This is a genomic window from Halostagnicola bangensis (assembly GCF_054653435.1).
The window spans coordinates 284,619-305,519 of sequence record NZ_BAAIGG010000003.1; the positions used below are offsets into that span (position 1 = coordinate 284,619).

General features: G+C 59.6%; 15 protein-coding genes and 4 pseudogenes. 10 read left to right on the forward strand and 9 right to left on the reverse strand.

Annotated features, from left to right (window positions below; all coding sequences use genetic code 11):
• Nucleotides 1-8: 8 nt before the first annotated feature.
• The 5 genes and pseudogenes from ACYQ14_RS19310 to ACYQ14_RS19330 all read left to right on the forward strand — a co-directional run bounded on the left by ACYQ14_RS19310 (nt 9) and on the right by ACYQ14_RS19330 (nt 9,533).
• Entirely contained in the window at nt 9-1,109 is a 1,101-nt protein-coding gene (locus ACYQ14_RS19310; RefSeq protein ID WP_459890556.1) for a sugar ABC transporter substrate-binding protein, read from the forward strand.
• Between the two features lie 282 nt (nt 1,110-1,391).
• Complete coding sequence (locus tag ACYQ14_RS19315; protein ID WP_459890558.1) at nt 1,392-2,405, forward strand: ABC transporter permease; 1,014 nt, start codon at nt 1,392-1,394, stop codon at nt 2,403-2,405.
• A 535-nt stretch (nt 2,406-2,940) separates the two neighbouring features.
• On the forward strand, nt 2,941-5,217 hold the full coding sequence (locus ACYQ14_RS19320) for a BNR repeat-containing protein (protein WP_459890560.1): 2,277 nt from the start codon (nt 2,941-2,943) through the stop codon (nt 5,215-5,217).
• 299 nt (nt 5,218-5,516) lie between these two features.
• The gene (locus ACYQ14_RS19325; RefSeq protein ID WP_459890562.1) at nt 5,517-8,597 is read left to right on the forward strand and encodes a family 78 glycoside hydrolase catalytic domain; all 3,081 of its coding nucleotides are present in this window, start codon (nt 5,517-5,519) and stop codon (nt 8,595-8,597) included.
• Between the two features lie 384 nt (nt 8,598-8,981).
• Nucleotides 8,982-9,533: pseudogene (locus tag ACYQ14_RS19330) on the forward strand (IS6 family transposase).
• Between the two features lie 630 nt (nt 9,534-10,163).
• Here the strand turns inward: ACYQ14_RS19330 and ACYQ14_RS19335 are convergent.
• The 6 genes and pseudogenes from ACYQ14_RS19335 to ACYQ14_RS19360 all read right to left on the reverse strand — a co-directional run.
• Nucleotides 10,164-10,390: pseudogene (locus ACYQ14_RS19335) on the reverse strand (IS6 family transposase); the annotation flags it as partial.
• 110 nt (nt 10,391-10,500) lie between these two features.
• Nucleotides 10,501-11,547, reverse strand: coding sequence for a hypothetical protein (locus ACYQ14_RS19340; RefSeq protein ID WP_459890564.1), 1,047 nt, complete (start codon nt 11,545-11,547; stop codon nt 10,501-10,503).
• Nucleotides 11,548-11,644: 97 nt separating this feature from the next.
• The gene (locus ACYQ14_RS19345) at nt 11,645-12,427 is read right to left on the reverse strand and encodes an ABC transporter permease subunit (protein ID WP_459890566.1); all 783 of its coding nucleotides are present in this window, start codon (nt 12,425-12,427) and stop codon (nt 11,645-11,647) included.
• A 72-nt stretch (nt 12,428-12,499) separates the two neighbouring features.
• A complete protein-coding gene (locus ACYQ14_RS19350) occupies nt 12,500-13,282 on the reverse strand; it encodes an ABC transporter permease (RefSeq protein WP_459890568.1) in 783 nt (260 codons plus the stop codon).
• Entirely contained in the window at nt 13,279-14,217 is a 939-nt protein-coding gene (locus ACYQ14_RS19355; RefSeq protein ID WP_459890570.1) for an ABC transporter ATP-binding protein, read from the reverse strand. Before ACYQ14_RS19355 ends, ACYQ14_RS19350 begins: the two co-directional genes overlap by 4 nt.
• 396 nt (nt 14,218-14,613) lie before the next feature.
• A complete protein-coding gene (locus ACYQ14_RS19360) occupies nt 14,614-15,012 on the reverse strand; it encodes a pyridoxamine 5'-phosphate oxidase family protein (RefSeq protein ID WP_459890572.1) in 399 nt (132 codons plus the stop codon).
• Nucleotides 15,013-15,256: 244 nt separating this feature from the next.
• Between ACYQ14_RS19360 and ACYQ14_RS19365 the strand changes: the two genes are divergently transcribed.
• Nucleotides 15,257-16,009 (forward strand): sugar phosphate isomerase/epimerase family protein, encoded by a 753-nt coding sequence (locus ACYQ14_RS19365; RefSeq protein ID WP_459890574.1) that lies wholly within the window; start codon nt 15,257-15,259, stop codon nt 16,007-16,009.
• A gap of 23 nt (nt 16,010-16,032) precedes the next feature.
• Here ACYQ14_RS19365 and ACYQ14_RS19370 read toward each other — a convergent pair.
• The 3 genes and pseudogenes from ACYQ14_RS19370 to ACYQ14_RS19380 form a co-directional block, all read right to left on the reverse strand.
• Nucleotides 16,033-16,164 (reverse strand): annotated as a pseudogene (locus ACYQ14_RS19370) (universal stress protein); the annotation flags it as partial.
• A pseudogene (locus ACYQ14_RS19375) lies at nt 16,165-16,298 on the reverse strand (acetamidase/formamidase family protein); the annotation flags it as partial. It lies immediately after the preceding pseudogene.
• A 285-nt stretch (nt 16,299-16,583) separates the two neighbouring features.
• Nucleotides 16,584-17,075 carry a pyridoxamine 5'-phosphate oxidase family protein gene (locus tag ACYQ14_RS19380; protein ID WP_459890576.1) on the reverse strand — a complete coding sequence of 164 codons (492 nt, stop codon included), beginning with the start codon at nt 17,073-17,075 and terminating at the stop codon, nt 16,584-16,586.
• A 166-nt stretch (nt 17,076-17,241) separates the two neighbouring features.
• On the opposite strand from ACYQ14_RS19380, the gene ACYQ14_RS19385 reads away from it, so the two are divergent.
• The 4 genes from ACYQ14_RS19385 (at nt 17,242) to gap (ending at nt 20,889) form a co-directional block, all read left to right on the forward strand.
• Nucleotides 17,242-17,685 (forward strand): pyridoxamine 5'-phosphate oxidase family protein, encoded by a 444-nt coding sequence (locus tag ACYQ14_RS19385; protein ID WP_459890578.1) that lies wholly within the window; start codon nt 17,242-17,244, stop codon nt 17,683-17,685.
• A gap of 197 nt (nt 17,686-17,882) precedes the next feature.
• Nucleotides 17,883-18,248, forward strand: a complete 366-nt coding sequence (locus tag ACYQ14_RS19390) for a hypothetical protein (RefSeq protein WP_459890580.1) — start codon at nt 17,883-17,885, stop codon at nt 18,246-18,248.
• A 481-nt stretch (nt 18,249-18,729) separates the two neighbouring features.
• Nucleotides 18,730-19,593: a class 1 fructose-bisphosphatase gene (locus ACYQ14_RS19395; protein WP_459890582.1), complete on the forward strand. Its 864-nt coding sequence runs from the start codon at nt 18,730-18,732 to the stop codon at nt 19,591-19,593.
• Nucleotides 19,594-19,818: 225 nt separating this feature from the next.
• Nucleotides 19,819-20,889 carry a type I glyceraldehyde-3-phosphate dehydrogenase gene (gene gap / locus ACYQ14_RS19400; protein WP_459890584.1) on the forward strand — a complete coding sequence of 357 codons (1,071 nt, stop codon included), beginning with the start codon at nt 19,819-19,821 and terminating at the stop codon, nt 20,887-20,889.
• Nucleotides 20,890-20,901 lie beyond the last annotated feature (12 nt).

Below are 20,901 nucleotides of genomic sequence, written 5' to 3' on the forward strand. Positions count from 1 at the left end.
ATACGTCTATGACAGATAATAGCACCCCTTGCGTAGAGCGCCGAGACCTCCTGAAGGGGGTCGGTGCGGCGGGACTCGCTGGAATGGCAGGCTGCCTCGGCGGTAACGGTGACGGCCCGTTCTATCCACATACGGTCTGGGGAATGTACGGCGCCTGGGAAGAGGCGTACGTTCAGGGCGGCGAGTTCTACGCCGAGGATCACGGCTATCAGTTCGAGAATCAGAACGCCCAAGATGCGGAGGACGAACAGATCAACCACATTCAGAACTTCGTCCAGCAGGACGCCGCCGGTATCCTGGTTGGGCCCGTCTCCGCGACGGCGCCGGCCAGCGCCGTCGAAAATGCCGCCGCCGACGACATTCCGGTGATCGCGGCCAACTCCGATATCGAGACCGAGGAGCTCACGATGAGCGTCTACATCGGGAACGAGCAGGCCTGTGAAGAGTTGGGCGAGGAGATCGTTGCCGAACTCGACGGCGACGGGACAGTCCTCAACCTGCAGGGGGATCTTGGGATGAGCATCGGGATCGAACGCGAGGAAGGGTTCCAGAACGCCGTCGAGGACGAAGCCGGCATCGACGTGATCGAGCAGACGGCCGAGTTTAGTCGGGAAGACGCTCAGGACGACACGTACTCGGTGCTCCAGTCCGAGGGCGGCGAGGTCGACGCCATCTTCGCCGCCAACAGCGAGATGGCCATCGGTGCGACCAACGCCATCGATAACTACGGAGGGGACCCAGGCGACATCTTCGTCGCTGCGATGGACGGCGGACCGAACGTGATCGAGCAGATGGAGGAGGGCTGGATCCAGCGCGGATTCTCCCAGCCGACCCAGTACTATTTGCCTATCGCTATGCACTACCTCGAGGTCGCCCGAGACGACGGCGATGACGCCCTTCCGGAGATCGGGGAGGAAATTACGACCGACGACCTCGAGATCACCGGTGAGGAGCACCTCGGGACGGACATCTGGGCCGAACAGGACTGGGCACCGGCCGAAGTTCGGGAGTCACACGGCCACCGTTGGTTCCAGACCAACGGCCGACTGCTGACGCCGGACAACTACGACGACGAGGCCAACTGGGGCAACATCTTCGCCGACGACTGACCGGCCGCGGGCGCTCGATACGCAACCGTGCCACAGTCGCCTCGTGATGCCGATCCCGGTATCCATGGTTCGGCCCCGATCGCTGGCAGTCGCTGGGCGGACGGGGATTGGCTTGTCCTTCCACGCCACATTGAATTCGCCTCCGGACTTCGCCGTCCGACGGTCGGCCAGCATCTCGTCAGGTCTCAGTGACGCCCGGTCAGTTCAGCAACGGGAACGTCTGGGAACTTTGATGGAAACGTTTATTGACGATACTTGTGAATCCATACCATAGGTCCAAAGATGCAATTTGATTTGCGCGGGCTCAGCTCACTGACGGACGGAGAAACATCTACACGAACCCAGCTGTTCCTCGTCGACAATTTCATCTGGGTGTTGCTCGTCGCGACGACTGTCCTCTTTGGCATCATCAACGGAACCCAGTTCTTCAACGTGTCTAACCTCCAGTTCATCGTCTTCTCGAGTGTCATGCTCGGTTTCCTGGTGATCGCGGAGGGTATCTGTCTGGTGTCGGGGAACTTCGACCTCTCGGTCGGCCAGGCGGCCGGCTTCGCGGGGATGTTCAACGCGATGCTCCTGAGCGTCTGGGCGCCGTGGATGCCGTGGTATCTGGGCGTAGCGACGATCCTGCTGGTCGGCGCTGTGATCGGCGCCGTCAACGGTTACTTCATCGCTTACATGGATCTCAACCCGTTTCTGGTGACGCTGGGAACGTTCTTCATTCTCCAGTACGCGACCTTTGAACTCAGTCTCAATCCCGTCAGCGACCTGCCGGACGCCTACTTGGCGATCGGCGGTGACTCGATCGCCGGCGTCCCGATTGCCATCTTCCTTCTGGCGATCGCGGGGGTGATCATCCACGTGCTCATGCGTCACTCGCGGTTCGGGAGCAACGTCTACTCCGTCGGCGGCGATCAGGAGGCTGCAAGCCGTGTCGGTATCAACACCACTCGGACGATCTTTCTCGTGTTCGTCCTCTCGGGCATGCTCAGCGCGTTCGCTGGCCTGCTCTATACCGGCTACCTCAATTCGGCGACACCCGGGATGGCCGACGGTGACGTTTTCATGGCCTTCGCCGGCGCCGTGATTGGCGGTGCGAGCCTCTCGGGCGGCCGCGGATCCGTTGTCAACATGATCGGCGGGGCCCTGCTCATCGGCGTCTTGCAGACCGGACTCGTCCAGTCCGGCGCGAGCGGGAATCAGGTCTTCATCTTTTTCGGGATCCTCGTGATCGTCGCGATCATCATCAACCGGTATCGGGAACAGAAACGCGACGACCTGCTGACTCCGAGCTAACCTGATCTCGCCTCGCTGTTCGTTCCCGGCGACGATTTCGTCGGTATCTGCAATGGTCGTGGATAACGGTTGCTCCGCCGCGGGGGAGCCCGACTTCGAGGACGATTCGTCCGTCGTCAGGCGTCTCGCCTTCGACGTAAAGCGCTTCTGAGAGTTGGTCGCTCTCCGCGGCTAGAACTAACGATTCGGACCTGAGCGACATAGCACTGTCTCCTTCACGGAAATTCATCCACGAGAAACACCATTTGATAGAATACTAACTAATTCTCCTCCTTGCAATCTCACGACAGTAGTCGGGTTTCGTTCCACACGAGTTTTCTTCCGTCGGTAGCACGGAGTGATAACGAAGCGACAAAACAATTATGATAATTGATATTGTCGCGAACGATAGGGCGGGAATGAACGTCCACCAGGTCTGTAACGAGACAGCTACAGAATCGACTCGGCCAACGGGCATCGCTGTCCAGTGTGAACATACGGCAAATACTGGCCGGTGGACGTGAATCGAACGCTCAGTAGTAGTACCACCGATCACATGACCCGAAACACGGCTACCAACGAGGACAGAACCGAATCGTCATCCGCCGTCCGACGGCGGACGTTTCTCGCCGCCAGCGGACTGGTTGGCACGACAGGAACGCTCGGCGTGGGAATGTCGACGGCGAGCGTCGAACCTGGGAGCGGAAACGACTCACAATCAGCGCTCAGGCGGTCCGTTCTCACGGAGAACGGACTCGGAAACGCGCAGACGGACACGCCGCCGTTCATGCCGCGGCTCACGACGTACGGCGACCGCCAGTACTTCGCGTACTGGACCCACCCCGGTGAACTGATCGTCGCGGCGCGGGACCTTCCCGAGGGCGAGTGGGAACAACACGAGATGGAGATCGAGATCGACGTCCGTGACGGCCACTGGACGCCGGCAATCGGCGTCGGGCCCGAGGGTCACGTCTTCCTGAACTACAACACTCGCGACTCCGAGATTTTGTGGCGTCGCAGCGAGGAGCCCGAAGACATCACGGCCTGGAGCGACGAACGCGTCGGGATGACCGGCGAGTACGAGGAGAGCGTCACCTACGTCGAGTTCACCCGCCTACGGGACGGAACGCTGCTCGAGGCTCACCGGGAGGGTTCCTCGGGCGTGGGCGAGTGGATCATGAATCGCTGGGATCCTGACGCCGACGCGTGGGAACCGCTGCAACACCCGCTTGTCGATGGCGAGGCCGAGTTCAACTCCTACATGTGGAACCTCGTCGAGTCCGGCGACGGAACGCTCCATTACTTCTTTAACTTCCGGGAGACCTGGGACGTCCAGACGAACGTCGACCTCTCCTATGCCCGAAGCACCGACGGCGGCGAGACCTGGGAGCAAAGCGACGGCACTCCCTACGACCTGCCGATTACGTTCGGCGACACCGAGGTCGTCGACCCGATTGAGCCCGGCAGCAACTTCATCAACCAGGGTTGGTCGAGCTACGACCCGCGGAACGACGCCCCGCATGTTACTTATTACCGCGACGACGAGGGCGGTCACACCCAGATTTACCACGCCTATCGAGACCCCGACGCGGCGGAGTGGGTGACCGAGGCGGCGACGAACCGGACGGACGACGTCAACCTCGGCGGCGGCGGGGTAGTCTCCTCGCCGATCGGACGCATGGGTGTCGTCGTCGGCGACGACGGCGACGTCCACATCCTCACCCGCGACTTCGAGCAGGGCGGGTGGCCGCTTTTGGTCGAGAAACTCGACGGCGAGTGGAGTACATCCGTCCTCTACCGACGGAACATGACGTGGAGCGATATCCACATCGACCGTGAGCGGTGGCGCGAGGATCGGGTACTGAGCTACGTCGACCACCAGCAGAACGTCGGTGACGTGCCCTGGAGCGCCGGAGAAGTTCTCGCCATCACCGACGTCGATCCGGCACGGCTCGAGCGCGACGACCGGACGGTCGAGCAGACGGACTTCGAACTCGACGCGGGAGAGCTAACCACGTACGTCGCGACCGAACTGGCGGACGCGCCGGCGACCACGACAAGTACGGAGTTCGTCGACGCCGGTGCCGCCCTGGCGCTCACCGAGACGACCGTCCCCGCCTCCCCCGTTTATGCCCGGGCGATCGTCGAACTCGAGACGGCAGTCGACGACGTTTCGGCCGAGGCGAGGGTCGCGGTCCACGGCGAGCACGGTACTACCGCCGGCGACCCCGTCGTCAACGCGGGCGGCGACGAACCCGTGACGCTGACTACCGAGTGGGTGTGTGTCCCGCAGGCGATGCGCGCCGGGTACGCGACCCTGGAGATGCGCTCGGAATCGGACGATGCGACCGCGCAGGTGAACAACGCTACTCTCGAGGTGGCCTATCGCGACCCGCTCCCATACGAGGAGACCGTTTCGCCGGTCCCAAGCGGGGGAACGGCAAAGCCGCTCGCTCACATGCTCACCGTCGACGCCACTGGGCTCCAGGGGACGGCCCCGGTGGCGTCCGCCGAAGGCGAGTTCACGGACACGCCGACGTCACTCGGGGTACGTCGGGCGACGCCGGCGACGCCGCTGTACGCGAAGGTGACCGCTCGAGTGGAAGCCCACGAGGATACCGACGGGGACGCCGCGGTTCGACTCGCCGCAACGACCGCCGGCGGAACGATCGAGGCTGGCGATCCGGTACCCGTCGACGACGGTCCCGGCATCCGGACGACTGGCTGGCAAGCGATTCCGTCGACGTTCAACGGTGGCACCGTTGCGCTCCAGGTCAGAGATGCTCGCGTCACCGCAGCGACGCTCGAACTGGCGATTCGAAACGAGATCTGAGACCGGTTCGAATCCGTCAGCGCGGAATTGTCGATGTCGGGCCGGCAAGTACGTTCGAACTCGAACAACTCGAAAATCGACCGCCCGGAGCGTTCCTTTCCGTTGGGTTTCCTGACAGCATTGGTAGTCACACAGGCCGAAACGGAACGTCAATCATCTGGATTGACATTCAGTTGAACAAAAGATTTATTATTGATGATAGATAACATAAGTGACGATCCTGGTGTGTGTTACCAGGAATCAAGACGATCGTGCTCGATCGATACGAAGAGCGTGATCGTTAGGTGAAGATGTAAACCATGAGTAACAGCAACGACGATTCCACGACGGCGAACTCGAACAGGGCGGATCAACGACACGGCAGGCTGATCGATCGCCGGGACTACCTGCGGTATACGGGTGCGCTCGCGAGCGCCTCGATGGTTGCGGGTGCCGGCACGCAGACAGTTGCGGCTGGCGGCGACGACCAAATTGGGAACGGGTCGGTTACCCCGACGAACCTGCTGGTCGAGTACGCCCAGGAGCCGAACAACGTGTTCCCTACTGCTGGCGAATCCGACGGCGGCGAGCTCGAGGCGCCGCGGTTCTCGTGGGAACTGACCGGTCCGCGCGGCGCGTCCCAGTCGTCTTACCGCATCATGGTGGCCGAGAACTGTGCGGCCATCGAAGACGGCACTGGGGCTGTCTGGGATAGCGGCGAGGTCGAATCCTCGCAGTCGGTCAACGTGCCCTACGACGGCCCGCCCCTCGAGCCGGATACGACCTACTACTGGGCGGTTCGCGTCTGCGACGGCGACGGCAACTCCGCAGGCTGGAGCGAGCCGGTACAGTTCGTGACGGCCCTCCCACACGATGACGACCACTGGGAGGGCGAGTGGATCGGTCCCAATTACGGCGAGTGGGATGCGGACGACCGGATCGACTACGACTTCCTCGAGGAGGGCGACTACGACGACCGCCCGGAGCCGCTCCTTCGAACCGAGGTCGACCTCGAGACGGACGTCGAGGAGGCACGGATCCACGTCAGCGGAGTTGGTTGCTACGAATTACACCTTAACGGCGAGCGGGTCGGCGATCGCGTACTCGAGCCGGCCCAGACGCAGTACGACGAGACGATCCTCTACTCGACGTACGACGTCACGGAGTACATAGACGCTGGAATGAACGCCATCGGGATCGCACTCGGCCGCCTCCGGTTCGGAGAGATGGTTGCGGATCACGACTGGGGTTGGGCCTTGACCGCTCCATGGTGGAGCGACCCGCAGGCGATCGTTCAGCTGAACGTCGAGTTCACGGACGGGACGAGCACGTCCATCGTCACCGGCGACGACTGGACGATGACCGACGGGCCGACGCGGTTCGACTCGCTGTTCTCGGGCGAGGTGTACGACGCTCGAGCGGAGAAGCCGGGGTGGACGGAGCCGGACTACGACGACAGCGACTGGGCTACCCCGCCGGTTGTCGACGATCCGGGTGGCGAACTAACCCCGCAACACGTCCATCCGATGCGAGTGCGAGACACCCTCGAACCAGTCGAGATCACCGAGCCAGAAGAGGACATCTACGTCTTCGACTTTGGACAGGTCATGACCGGTTGGTCCGAGTTGACCGTCGACGGCGAAGCGGGAACTGGAGTCACGGTGAGCTACGGTGAGAAACTCAACGACGATGGGACGGTAGACAACTCGAACTTCCTTATCTACGCTCCAATGCAGCGCGATCACTACATCGTCGGGGATGGCGGAACGGAGACCTGGGAGCCCGGTTACAGTTACAAGGGCTTCCGGTACGTACAGGTCGAGGGCTTCCCGGGCGAACCGACCCCCGACGCGCTCGAGGCAAAGTACGTCCACACCGCGTTCGACGAGGGCGTCGAGAGCGGCTTCGAGTCCTCGAACGAACTGCTCAATCAGATCCACGAGACCACGCTGTGGGCGTACCGCAACAACATGCAGGGCCTGCCCACGGACACTCCCAAACTGGAGAAGAACGGGTGGACGGGCGACGCTCAGTTGACGGCAGAAGCGGGCATCTACAACTACGACATGGCTCGCTTCTGGACGAAGTGGATCCGCGACTTCGGCGACTCACAGCGCGAGCACGGAGAGACGTCGACGATCGTCCCGACGCCGGGATACAGCTTTCTCGACGAGCCCGAGCTGAGTCCCGGCTGGGCGCTGGGACCGACGCCTGGCTGGGACGCGGCGTACATCCTCATCCCGTGGTGGGTCTACCAGTACCACGGCGACCAGCGCATCCTCGAGACACACTACGAGGGCTGGAAGGACTACATTGCCTGGATCCAGCTGTGGTCCGAGGGGGACATCCTCGATGAACTGGACAATCTCGATCCTCGGATCTCGGATCACGAGGAACCGGTCAGTCGATACCAGGACAGTCACGTCCTCCCGGTCGGACTCGGCGACTGGGGCGACGCCCCGCTGACCGACGCCGATATGGAGGTGCCGATCACGTCGACGGCCTACTACTACCGGTTCGTGCAGGTGCTCGCCGAGACGGCGGCCCTCATGGGCGAGGACGAACAAGCCGATGAATGGGCAACGCTAGCCGAGGAGATTCGCGAGGACTTCAACGACGAGTTCCTCGATACGGACCTGGGTTACTACCGGACCGGCGACCACGACGAGTACCTCCAGACCTCGAATCTCTTCCCGCTCGCGTTCGATATGGTTCCCGAGGAAGACGAGGATGTCGTCGTGGAGAACCTCGTCGAGAACGTCGTGGAAACCCACGACGGTCACCTCAATACGGCCACGCTCGGGACGAAGTATCTGCTTCCGGTACTCACTGAGTACGGCCACCACGACGTCGCCTATACGGTTGCGACCCAGACCGACTATCCCAGCTGGGGCCTCTGGATCGAGGAGGACCGGACATCGCTGCTTGAGTTCTGGGAGCTGGACTCGCGGTCGTGGAACCACCATTTCCTGGGCGTGACCGACGAGTGGTTCTACAAACACCTTGCCGGCATTCAGGTCGGCGAGCCCGGCTTCGAGCACGTCCGGATCGCCCCCAAGCCGGTCGACGACCTCGAGTCGGCCAGCGGGAAGACGGACACGGTCCGGGGAACTGTCGAATCGAGCTGGGAGCTCGTCGAAACGTCGGGTAAGGGGCGCGACGGTCAGGGCGTCGCGCTCGACGTGACGATCCCCGGCAATTCGACGGCAACCGTCGAAATACCGGCGCTCGAGGGCGATTCGGTCCGCGTCCGCGAGGACGGTAAGACGATCTGGAACAACGGGAACCGCACCCGACCGAACCACTCCGGTATCGAGGGGATCGAGCGGACTGACGACCACGTCGTCGTCGAGGTGACATCGGGCGAGTACGCATTCGAACTCGAGCAGCTCGGCAACTGACCGCCGCGGCCGCTTTTCGTGCGATCCGGTCACCGTGGCAGGTCCAGCACTTACACTGGATGCATCGCCCGGGCCTCGAACAGCCCGTCTGACTGCTTGTGACACGAGGTTCGTAGGTGAGTATACCTCTACTGCCTATATGGACTCGAGGCGCTCTGTAACCGCCAACTGGTCTGCATTCAGATCGGTGATTCGATATCGTTTCAGTCCCCTATATTCGACGGTGCAGACATTTTATTCAACCACTATACGCGCCAGATGTGACAAGCCACAAGAATGGCGGTGGGCGATGTTCAGATTAGAGATTAAAGGAGCGAGGTGGTGGAATTTATGGTTCCTATATCAGAATCCACCAGCCTCAGCGGTTCTAGTACAGAGATTTAGTTGGGTTTTGTGGAGCGAGAAGCGACACCGTGCGAGCTGATGCGCCTCAGTATCCAGCTCCACTTTCGCGGAATATCGCTTTCAGATACTGTTTCTATATTCGAGAGGTTCGGTGTCGAGTGGGCTCGACCCACCGTTCACAACTGGGTACAGAAGGTAGAGATACAGCCCACAGATGGTAACTCACCAGATCACGTCGCGGTCGACGAAACGGTGATCCAACTCATCGACCAGCGCTACTAGCTGTACGTTGTGGCCGATCCACAAATCGACGGGTATCTCTATGTGGGGCTCTCTCCGACCCGAAATACAGCTGTTACTTCGATTTTCCTCTCCGAGTTCTTCGAGAAACACGACATCGAGAACGCCGTGTTTCTCGTCGATTCTGTACCCTGATTACAGGCTGCACTTCATCGACACGGTCACCGATTTCGATACGAGCGCCACGGAAATCGGACCGCTGTCGAGCATATCTCTCAGAAGGTAAAACGACGAACTTCCCAGTTTAGAAACTATTATAGAAGCGCTGATTCACCTACCGCCGAAACCTGACTGCAAAGCTTTGTATACTACTTGAACCAGCTTATCTAAATAATGTCCATAAGAACAGGCAGATCATTCAACATTCGACTAGCGTTTGCAGCGCCCTCGATGGAGTCGCCTCGCGTTATCTCGTGACACATGAGCTGCTTCTTGAAAGCGAACACCACGAAGTTCGAATTATTCCGATCGACTAGTCATATCCCGTATACAATTCCGATCGCAGAGACAGATGCAGATTCGTATGTGATATTGATGAACACGAGAAGAATACGGTTGCGTTCAACGTACGAAACAATACCCCCGAGGCAATAGCGTGGGCGGAACAACGTTTTGTTGCCTGTTTGGAAGGTGCTGAGAAGATAACGCTGTCTGATGTGACATCCTCCTCGCCGTAAATGAGCCAGGTCGTCCGAGTGAGCGAAACTCTCTCGTGATCACGACAGATCTCAGATCTTTCGAACGACTTCCCGGCCCGTAAGGTGGGATATTTGCCGGTCTACGATATGACCTGTTCTCTTGTACGAAACATCCCACTCTCGCAGTCGAACAGGTGTACCGAAGGCTGTGTCGTTCAAAAGGCGTGATAGTGGATAAGGAAATGTTTGAATATTATCTTAAGTACTACGCTCTTGTGGACATCGGCGGGTCTGGAATGCTGTCAGCCAACCGATGTATCCAGTTTCGGATTGTTTGATGAGAGCGTTCAACACCGATCAAGCGAAGAATCGCTTGTGTCTCTCGAAGCGAATAACCGGTCGCGTGAAGCCGGACAGCGAACACCCTGACGCAATCGCTGTCCGCTCATGCTCCACAAAACTCAAATCGACCCAGTCGTTACACCCGCTGAGGCGGTCGATTTTTGGCATAGAGCACCACAAAACCGTACCGCCTCACTTTTCACGCTTGACGAAACAGCGCCGCGCCAGCCCGGTCCACAAACTTGTCAATCAGGCCAGCAACCACGTAGGAATCCTACTTACTTCAGGAATTGTAGGGATTGGGTCCCAGTCACGGTCTCCTCTCGCCACGTCGCTGTCGCAGTCACGCGATCACCATCGACAGACACCGATTGGTCTTCGCCAGATGCACCGACGAAATCCTCCAGCTCGTCCTCGTCTGGATTGTCGATAATCGCCACAAAGTCGCCGGTCGACGTTGTCTCGTCCTCGACGGTGAGCGACGAGACGATCCCTTCGGCGTCTTCGAGTCCCTCGAAGTCAAGGTCGACGAATCCATCGTCCTCGACTGGATCGCCGTGCTGTCCGACGGTGATGTCGCCGTGACCACCTGTCTCGACGAGCCATTCAAACGATTCGGATTCGTCGGTCGCTCTGTCTATTTCGCCGTCCGAAGCGCCGATGGCCGTCTCGAGTATCGCCATTGAATCGTCGCTTGCGTCGATGGCCATACTATCAGCGACGACGAGCGCCTCATCGCCGACGGCGATCATCACATCGTCCTCCTCTACATCCTCGACCGGCGTGTACACATCGTAGTCTCCGATCTCGTCCGTCCGTTCGAACTGCCTGATGAACTCGATCGCCGTCTCCTGGGTCAGCTGTGCGTCGATTTCGGCGTCCTCGATGCCCGTCGCAACGAACGTCGCGTCGGTCAACACCAGGTCTTGAGGCGTCGATTCGAACGTCGTCTCGTCGAGGAGCCTGCCCAGTCCGTACGGGGCGAGGGTGAGCCCGATGAAGAAGTACATCGAGATCATTCCCTCTGAAACGGGCGCGATCATCGGATCGGCTTCGAACTCCGCGGGCAGTTCCGGGTCGTCTTCCGTCTGTGCTTGCTCGAGTTCGGCTTCGACATACTCGCCGACGGTCTCCCAGTCGACGGAGACGAACTCGAGGTCACCGGTATCGAGTGTGAGCCATCGACTGTACTCCGGGAGGCCGTCGTCGACTGCTGGACGTGGGCGCGGGTGCGCCCCGACTGTCGTCGCGCCCGCCAGTCCGACTGTACTGATTACTGCCGTTGCGCTTGCGCGTTCGAGGATGTCCCGTCGGTTCGATGTCATCAGTCCTCGTACACGAGTAATTTCAATATAGCCCCCACCATCGTTCGATTCAGCTGACTGGTAGGTGCCCGATACACAGACGAACGGCTGGATCCGTTCAAATGTCTCGTCGTGTGAAGACGACGGTCGCAACCCCCAGTAAGACGAGAAACGCCCCCACCAAAATGACGGCATCGAAATAGGCGTACTCCTCGCGGACGAGGATCGCGGTTTCGTCGTAGTAGCGACTGGGCGAGAGGACACCGGCCCACTCGAATTCCGGATCCAGCTGGGAGACGCCGTCGAGCAACCAGAGGACGAACACTAGACTCAGCGCCGTCGCCCGGGCACTTCTCGCGCGGTCGAGGACAACGGAGGCCACGAGTCCAAAGGTGGCACAAACCAGCAGGTAGGGGACCGACAGCAGGTGTACCATCGTGATGGCGACGGGGTTGATGTGCTCCCCGATCACGAGTGCCCCCACGTAGACGATAACGGCAACCCCGACGTTCAGCACGACCAGCGGAACCCACAGTCCCGCCACCTTCTGGAGCACGACCGACTCCCTCGAGACGGGATTCGAGAGCGTCAGATCCATCTTGCGACCACGGACGTCTCCGGCGATCAGCCCGGCACCGACGTACGAGAAATAGATGCCAACGAGGACTACCCAGAAAAACGAGTAGATCTCCGCGGCGATGAATCCCTCGATCGTGTGCAGCGCTTCGATGCCGAACAGGTCGAAAAAGAAGTCCGGAAACCCCTCCATGAGCGCCTCGATGTCTTCTTCGATGCTCGGAAACATCGAGAAGTAGAGAGCTGAGAGAAGCGCGAAAACGACGACCAGCACGACCGAACTCCGAATACGCTTTCTGGATTCCAGACGCAGTATGGCCGTCATGGTGATCCCTCCACGCCGTCGTTGAGGAACCGGTGGACGCGGTTATCGACTGTCGTGGGCGTGATAGTCATCTCAGATATCCCTCCGTGTGAAGATGAAGACAGCGAGTCCCAGCAGGACGAGAAAAACCGCGAGGAGAATTCCGGCTTCCCCGTAGGCGTACTCCTCGTGTACGAGGACGTCCGTCGGCGTAACGTACCGACTTGGTGTGAACTGTCCCACCCACCCGAAATCGGGATCCATGTTCGATAACCCGTCGACCAGCCAGAGAACGAACACCAGTCCCAACGCGCTGGCTTGGGCAGTTTCGACGCGGTCGACGGTCACGGACAGCACGATCCCGACTCCGGCACAGACCAGCAAATAAGGAACGCTGAGCAGGAGCGCCACTCCCAGATCGATCGGGTCGAGCGACTCGCCGAGGACGTTTGCACCCGCGAGAAGCACGACCAACAGGCCGACGTTCACCACGACGAGGGGGACCCAGAGCGCGGCCACCTTCTGGAGGACGACTGACTCTCGCGAGACGGGGTTCGACAGGATGAGATCCATCTTTCGGGTCCGGACGTCCTCGACGATCAGGCCCGCACTGACGTACGCGAAGAACATGCCGGCGAACAGGACCCAGATGAGCGAGAAGAGGTAGCTGGCGACGAACCCCTCAATCGTGTGCAGCGCTTCGAATCCGAAGAGTCCGATGAGGACCGGCGGAAACGCCTCCTCGACGAACTCCGCTTCCTCCGCAAAGCCTGGGAAGGCGGCGAACATAAACGCCGAGAGCAGCGCAAACATCCCTGTCAGTAGTACCGAACTACGCAGCAGTTTGCCGGATTCGGTGCGCAGGATCGCCGTCATTCTGCCTCCGCTGTGGTGTCCTCCTCGATTCCGGTTGCGGGTGCGTTCTCAGTTCCACCCTCATCACCGTAGTAGTGTTTGAAGATATCGTCCAGTTGTGGATCGCCGATATCGACGTCGGCGACCTCGAACTGGACGAGATGCGCCAACAGCGTCTTCACGTCGCCGGTGTAGGTAAACTGAATCGTCGCGTCAGTTACCTCCATATCGATCATGTCGTCAGTGCGAAACCGCGCGTCCTCGACCGGATCGTCCAGGCGGACCCACACGTCTTTACCGCTGCGCGTGAGCAAGTTCTCGACGTTTTCCAGAGCGGCCAGTTTACCCGCTCGAATAATCCCCACGCGATCGCAGATACGCTGAACCTCGCTCAGGACGTGTGACGAGAGGAAAATGGTCGTTCCAGCGTTGCGTTCAGTTTCGAGGAACTGATGGAGTCGATCCTGCTTGAGTGGGTCGAGTCCGGCCGTCGGTTCGTCCATGATAACGAGGTCTGGATCGTGCATGAACGCCTGAACGATCCCGAGCATTCGCTTGTTTCCCGATGAATATGTCTCGACTGGCTTTTCCAGTGGCGGGAGAAACAGGTCGAGAAGCTCTTCGCGTCGCTCGTCGCCGCGCATTCGTGCGAAGTGATCGAGTATCTGGTTTCCAGTCAGTCGTTCCTCGAATCCGAGCGTATCCGGGAGATAGCCGATGTTGGCTTTGGCCTCGGTGAGCGCCCGTCGGTTTCGGATGTTGGCGCCGAGGACGTGTGCCGTTCCAGCGGTTGGTTTAATGAGCCCGAGCAGCAGTCGAATCGTCGTCGTCTTCCCTGCCCCGTTCGGACCGAGATAGCCGAATATTTCTCCGCTCTCGATGTCGAACGTAACTGCGTCGTTCGCAGCGAGATCTCCGTATCGTTTGGTGAGATCGTCGATCTCGATCGGCGGCATACGCTGGCCACCAGCGATGACTACTTCAAATGGTGGGGCAGATGTCATGTAATCGATAACGATATATGAACCAACCACTTGATTCGGACACACATTGGAAAACAAATACTCTTCGTCAATTTTCATAAGTATATAGTATATCATTCACACAACGCAGGTTGACGAGACCGTATTGAGCCATGTGGTCTGTGCGAAGATGATGCAAGTCACAACCCACAGCCTCTCAGCGTATCTCGGTGACGAAGACCTGAACAAAGCTCAGGATATCCGAACGCGTTCGACGCACACCCGCGTCTTCGGGGTGCATCATCGGGACGGGCGATATCATATCATCGGACACTAGCTAGATATATAGAAGCCAATGATAACTGGTTATTATAATTGTGTGAATTGTATTTAGAAACAATTCGATAGTCGGTCGGTGCGTCGCGAGAATTGATCGAGTATCGTCAGAATGTTGACCGCCCACATTCCCTGTACGGCGACCGATTCGTACGGCACGTCTGCCAGCTCTTGGAGGACGCCGGTCGCGACGACGCTGCGCCTGCCGTGGTCCGTCTTGGCGTCGGTCACGAACGACACCAGGTTGTTTATGATGTCGGGTTTGTGCGTCCTCGGCGGGAACGAGAGGCGGAAGTAGAACGCTTCGGCCTCGGCGTAGTACCCGTAGGAAACGGTCAGCGACGCCAGCGGATCGTCCGACTCGGTCGCGAACGTAAGGGCGCCGGCGCCGCCGGTATCCAGGAAGTCGTTGCGTTCGGCTGCGGTTAGATTCGTCCAACCGAGTCCCTCCACCCGTGGTCGCTACCATTCCAACGACGAAAATTAGGGGGCGGTGAGCACATCGAACAGTAAAGGCTGTGATACGTCAGTACCGACATACCCCGAACCGTGATGTAGGCACACCGGAACATCGTTACAGCCTTCCGTATGAACGGGCGATATGGACGACAACAACTGGCGAGGTTCGATGGCCGTCATGGTCACGACCGCCGTCGATCGACGCTGCCATTAAAAGGTGGGCAGCGTATGAGTGGGTATGGACTGTGGCCTGACCGTCGGTGACTCGCTCGATCGCATGGCAAAAACGATCGAGGGGTTCGATCTGGCGGAGTTTGCGCTCGGCGAAGGGACGGCGCTCAACGAGATCAACGTCGACCGACTCGAAACGATACTCAGCGACGCCGAGGCCGATCTGTGCGTCCATTTACCGTTCAAGCAGGTCGTCGTGACGCCGGTTCCGGAGATCAACGAGGCCATCGTCGAGTATCAGACGCGGCTGCTTGACTGGGCTGGGTCCGTCGGCGCGGAGAAAGCCGTTCTCCACGCGACGGCCCGCAACCCATACAATACGGACCATCGGCGGCTCTTCGCCGAGCAACTCAACGCGATCGGGGCGGCCGCCGCAGACGCCGATATCGAACTCGTCGTCGAAAACGTCGGCCACCAAAAGCAGGGGTTACAGCTGACCGTCCTCGGCGACCTCGCCCGCGAGACCGAGACGAGGGTCTGTTTTGATGTCGGACACGCGTACATGGAGGACGGCAACGACGGCATCGATCGGTTCTGCTCGCGCTACGGCGATCTCGTGTCGCACCTACACGTCCACGACGCGCGAAGCCGCGGTGATACGCACCTTCCGATCGGCGCCGGTGAAATCGACTATGACATCGTGACGGAGCACTTCGCGGGATTCGACGGCACCGTCTCGGTCGAAGTGTTCACCGACGATGAGATGCTATTGCGCGATACGGCACGGCGAACGACGGCGTGTCTCGAAGCCGATGAGTGAGCCGCACGGACGCTCTCCGACAATTATCGAACAATCGTCACCGGAACGGGTGCGCGTCGAGCGACCCGTTCGGTGACACTCCCGAGCAACACGCGTGACGGTCCCGAGCGACCGTGGCTGCCGATCACGATGTGATCGACCCTCGGCGAGTCGGCGATCGGCTTCGTCACCTCGTGACCGCCATGAAACGCCGGTGTGATCATCGGACCACAGCACGCAGGTGGCGTGTGCGTCCTGACGGTCCCGCCGTCGACCATCGTCCCGTCCACTCCTGGTTCGGTCCGACCAGTCCGAGCGTGTACTCTGCGACCTCGAGTTCGGTCTCGGTCTGTTAAGACATTCCTACCTGCGTATTGGCGCAAGGTTCTGATAAATGATAACATGGGACATCACAAGCAACTGTTCGGGAACGCTCCCGGTTTGACAACGGTAAAACAACCACGACGAGACGGTCCGCACAGTCTCCAGGTTAGCGGTTTCTTCACGTCATCCGATCGATGCTTGAGCCTCGCGGAGAGATGATGACCGATGCGGGCGCTTGCAAAAGTGCGAGAACTTTAGCGCGGGAAGGACGTCAATTCGATTGCTCCCGACTCGAGCGCTGGGCGAACGTCGGAGGTTCGATCGCGTGTCGAATTCCCGTCCACTCGTCGACCGTCAGTTCGTAGACCTGAGTCGACTCTATTTCGCTCGCCGTCTCGAGGAGTTCCGGCCGCCAGATGGGGGTCTGAGCGTCGGAGACTGTCGATAGCTCGTCCTCCGAGAGCTGGCGTAACGACCCCGTTGCAAGGACGCTTCGCCAATGAAACATCGTCTCGGCGCTGTAGACGAGGAAACTGACGGTATCGGCCTGATCGGAGAGAGTCGCTTTCCGACTCTCCGACCCGACAACGTAGATGAAGTACAGCGTCGATCCTCCGTCGTATCCGTACGACATCGGGACTAAGTAGGGTGCCTCCCCCGTCGGTAAGCCGATGATACCGAGGCTCCGGGTCTCGAGAAACTGCTCGATTTCTTCGTCCGTCATCCGTTCCATGCCGTAGTCGGTGAGTTCGTTTATCGTCATCCGTACCGTGTGGAACGAGGTCAATACACATAGATCGCTCCCCGGGCTCGACCTATCGTGGCGCTCGCTCGAGCGCCGTACGTTGCCAGGTACGGTTTCGAAAACTCTCAATATAAGAGGATAGCATCCCCTCAATTTTTCGGCGCGGCGAGCGTAGCGGTACGGGATGACAGGACTCCGCTGGACGAACCTGACCGAAGCCGAACGCAACGACTTGCTGGGTACCGGTGGGATCGGCGTCCTCTCGTTCGCGACTGGGCCGGACGAGCCTCCGGCGTCGCTCCCAGTCTCGTATGGGTTTTACGCGGCCGACGCGGCGTTTTACTTCCAACTCTCGTTTCCCCCGGGGACCGGCAAAGACGACGTCATTGAAAATCCAGTGTCGTTCGTGATGTACGCCAAAACGGACGACGGCTGGCGCAGCGTCGTCGCGACCGGTACCCTCGAGGAGTTGGCCGATGCACATCCCGAATCGGTCGCCGTACAGGGGATGTGGGCGGTCCGGATTCCCACAGTCGACATCTTCGAGCGACCGCGGGACGAAATCGAGTTCCACGGCTTTCGACTCGATCCCGACAAGTTGACAGGCCGAAAGAGTGTCCCGGACTGAGCAACGATCGATCGAACAGGGAACGTCACGGAGAGGCCTCGATCGCCTCTCGGGACGACATTCGAGACGCACCAAAGGAGGACGACAACGTCGTCGACGAACCGTGCTATCAGACGTGCGACTGGACCTCTCGGTGCAACTTTACGGGTGGATGGTCGCGACTGCTGATCCGCTACTCGACAGGTCCATCGTTCCGGGTGATTACGACGAAATTATCGATCTCGACGCGCTTGACCGGCGCGTTGCTTTCGATCGACCTGAGGTCCGAGCGAGCCGTCGTCCACGATCGATCGCTACGTGTCTCCTTTGCGTTCGTCGCAGCGAGTTCCCGCTTCGAGTCCAACGGCCTCGATGGCGGCCCGCGCGCTGGGTTCGACCGCCCCTCAAGCAACGACTCGAGTTCCTCGCCGACCCGGCTGGTCGCGTTGTACGCGACGAACTCTGGAACCTCATCCAGCGCTCGGCGGCAGGATTCGAATTACGCGCTCGAAAAGTCCATAGTGGGTCTCACTACCGGACCCAGCGAGTTAGCGTACGGCGTTCGAACGACGACCGGACAATGAGACAGGCCATCGATACCGATGAACGGTTTACTACCGCGGTCGCGGGAGCCGTCGGTAGGAACCACCCCGGAGGACTGCGAGTATGGCCAGCAATCGACGGCGAGACACGTACCGATCTCGGTGGCCTCGAGCGTTCCACTGAGTCGCACAGTTATCACGACGACACTAACTACGAACGTCCCTTCCGCGGCGATCTGAATCCATGGAAGCCGTCGCCTTGGCCGGCGGATACGCGACCTGACTGTGGGAGATCGCCAGAAACCGACTTCTGAAGCGGCCCTCGATAAACTCGTGCTGATGTATTGTTTGCCCAACCAAAATGACCGTCAACGATATATACCCAACTGTGGGACCTTCGATGGATGGTACCCTTCCATAACACTACGATCGCCCGAAACGAACCGATACCGATCCTGACGATGGATCACGACCTTGGTCAGGGTATCTACGAGGGAGAGACCGTCGATGCTACACTCAGCATATGACCGATATCGATTCAACTACTGATCAGATAATCGCAACGATCGCCCGATCGACCAGCGACATCCGACAGGGGTTCGTCGGCCGACGAGAGACAGCTGGGAACGAAAACCCGAGCGGTGAGATTCAGGTCAAGGCCGACGTGTATGCCGACGAGTTGCTGGCAGAACGCCTCTCGGCAATCGATGGGGTTGCACAGTACGCGAGTGAGGAACGAACGGCAGTCGGGAATCACGGTGATGGTGCTCTATCCGTCGCTATCGATCCCCTCGATGGCACGTCGAACCTCCGATCGAATAACCCACTCGGGACGGTGTTTGGAATCTACGACGAACCCTTGCCCGCCCGTGGCACTGCCCTCGTCGCGGCAGGGTACGTAATTTACGGTCCGATAACCACCATGGTATGTGCTCGCGACGATACGGTGACTGAGTACGAAATTATAGGCGGTGAGCGAAGCGTCGTTACTGAGAATAGCACGCTCCCCGAGACGCCGCGAGTCTACGGGTTTGGCGGGCGCGTCCCCAACTGGACCGATGCATTCCGCGAGTTCGCCAGCGAAATCGAGACCGAACTCGAACTCCACTATAGCGGGGCGATGATCAACGACGTCAATCAGATCCTCACACATGGCGGCATCTTCGCCTATCCCGCCCTTGAGGATAGTCCTGACGGCAAGCTACGACTCCAGTTCGAGGCGAACCCGATCGGCTACATTGTCGAGACGGCCGGTGGCCGGTCCTCCGATGGTACCCAATCGCTCCTCGATGTCGAACCAACTGACCTCCATGACCGGGTCCCCCTGCACATCGGTAACACCGAGTTGATCGATCGTCTTGAGTCGACGCTCGACGCGGGCGAATAGCCGAAGTTACGACGGTGTTTCCGAAAATCGGAGCGATACACGGGTCGGAATCGGTGATATCGTCCTGTCCTCGAGTACTACTCGAACTCTTCATCGGGAACGACCGTATCGATGATCAGTCGAAGCTGTCAAGCGACCGTCCCAAAGGGCGTCTCGTCGATGATATTCACGACGGGTTACTGGACAGGGCAAACAAATATACTGCAGGCAGTGGCCCACACGACTATGAGGGAACACACAGATAGCGAAGCAACAGCAGACGAGCCACTTCGAATTGGGCTGAACGGATTCGGACGTGTAGGACGGAGCATTCTGCGTGCGTCGCTAACCGAGGACGCAGTCGACGTGGTCGCTGTCAACGACGTGATGGACGACGACGATATGGAGTATCTATTCCGGTACGATTCGGTCCACGGCCGGTTGCCTGGGGTCTCTCGCGACGGAAACATACTCTATGCTAGCGGTCACGAAGTGGAGTTGCTCACCGAGCGTGAGCCTGTGGACCTCCCCTGGGACGAACTGGATATCGATGTCGCCTTCGAGGCAACCGGTCTGTTCCGCACTCACGACGAGGCTGCCCAGCACCTGACTGCCGGTGCCGACAAGGTGATCATCTCAGCTCCACCGAAAGGCGAGAAGCACGTCCCAATGTTCGTCTATGGCGTCAATCACGAGCAGTACGACGGCGAAGATATCGTGTCGAACGCTTCGTGTACGACGAACTCCGTCGCGCCGGTGTTGCAGGTTCTCGACGAGGAGTTCGGCATCGTCTCGGGTGTTCTCCTGACCGTCCACGCTTACACCGGGAGCCAGGGACTCGTCGACGGTCCGATGGACAAACGGCGCCGCGGACGCGCAGCTGCCGAGAACATCGTGCCGACGACCACCGGTGCCGCGAACTCGACCATCGAGGTACTCCCCGACCTCGAGGGTAAACTCGACGGGATGGCGATGCGCGTTCCCGTGCCGAACGGATCGATCACCGACATCACCGTCAACGTCGACGCAGACGTTACGCGAGACGAGTTGCTCGAAGCTATTCGAGGCGCAGCCGACGATGGCCTCACAGGTGTCCTCGGCTACACCGACGACGAGATCGTCTCCAGGGACATCATCGGTCTTCCTTTCGCCTCCTACGTCGACCTCGAGTCTGCGATGGTGGTCGCGAACGATATCGTCAAGATACTTGCCTGGTACGACAACGAGTACGGATTCTCGACACAGATGCTGGATCTCGCGCGATACGTCGGTGCAGAAACTGAGACGATCGACATGACGGAGACGATCACCCACTGACGTGAACCACTC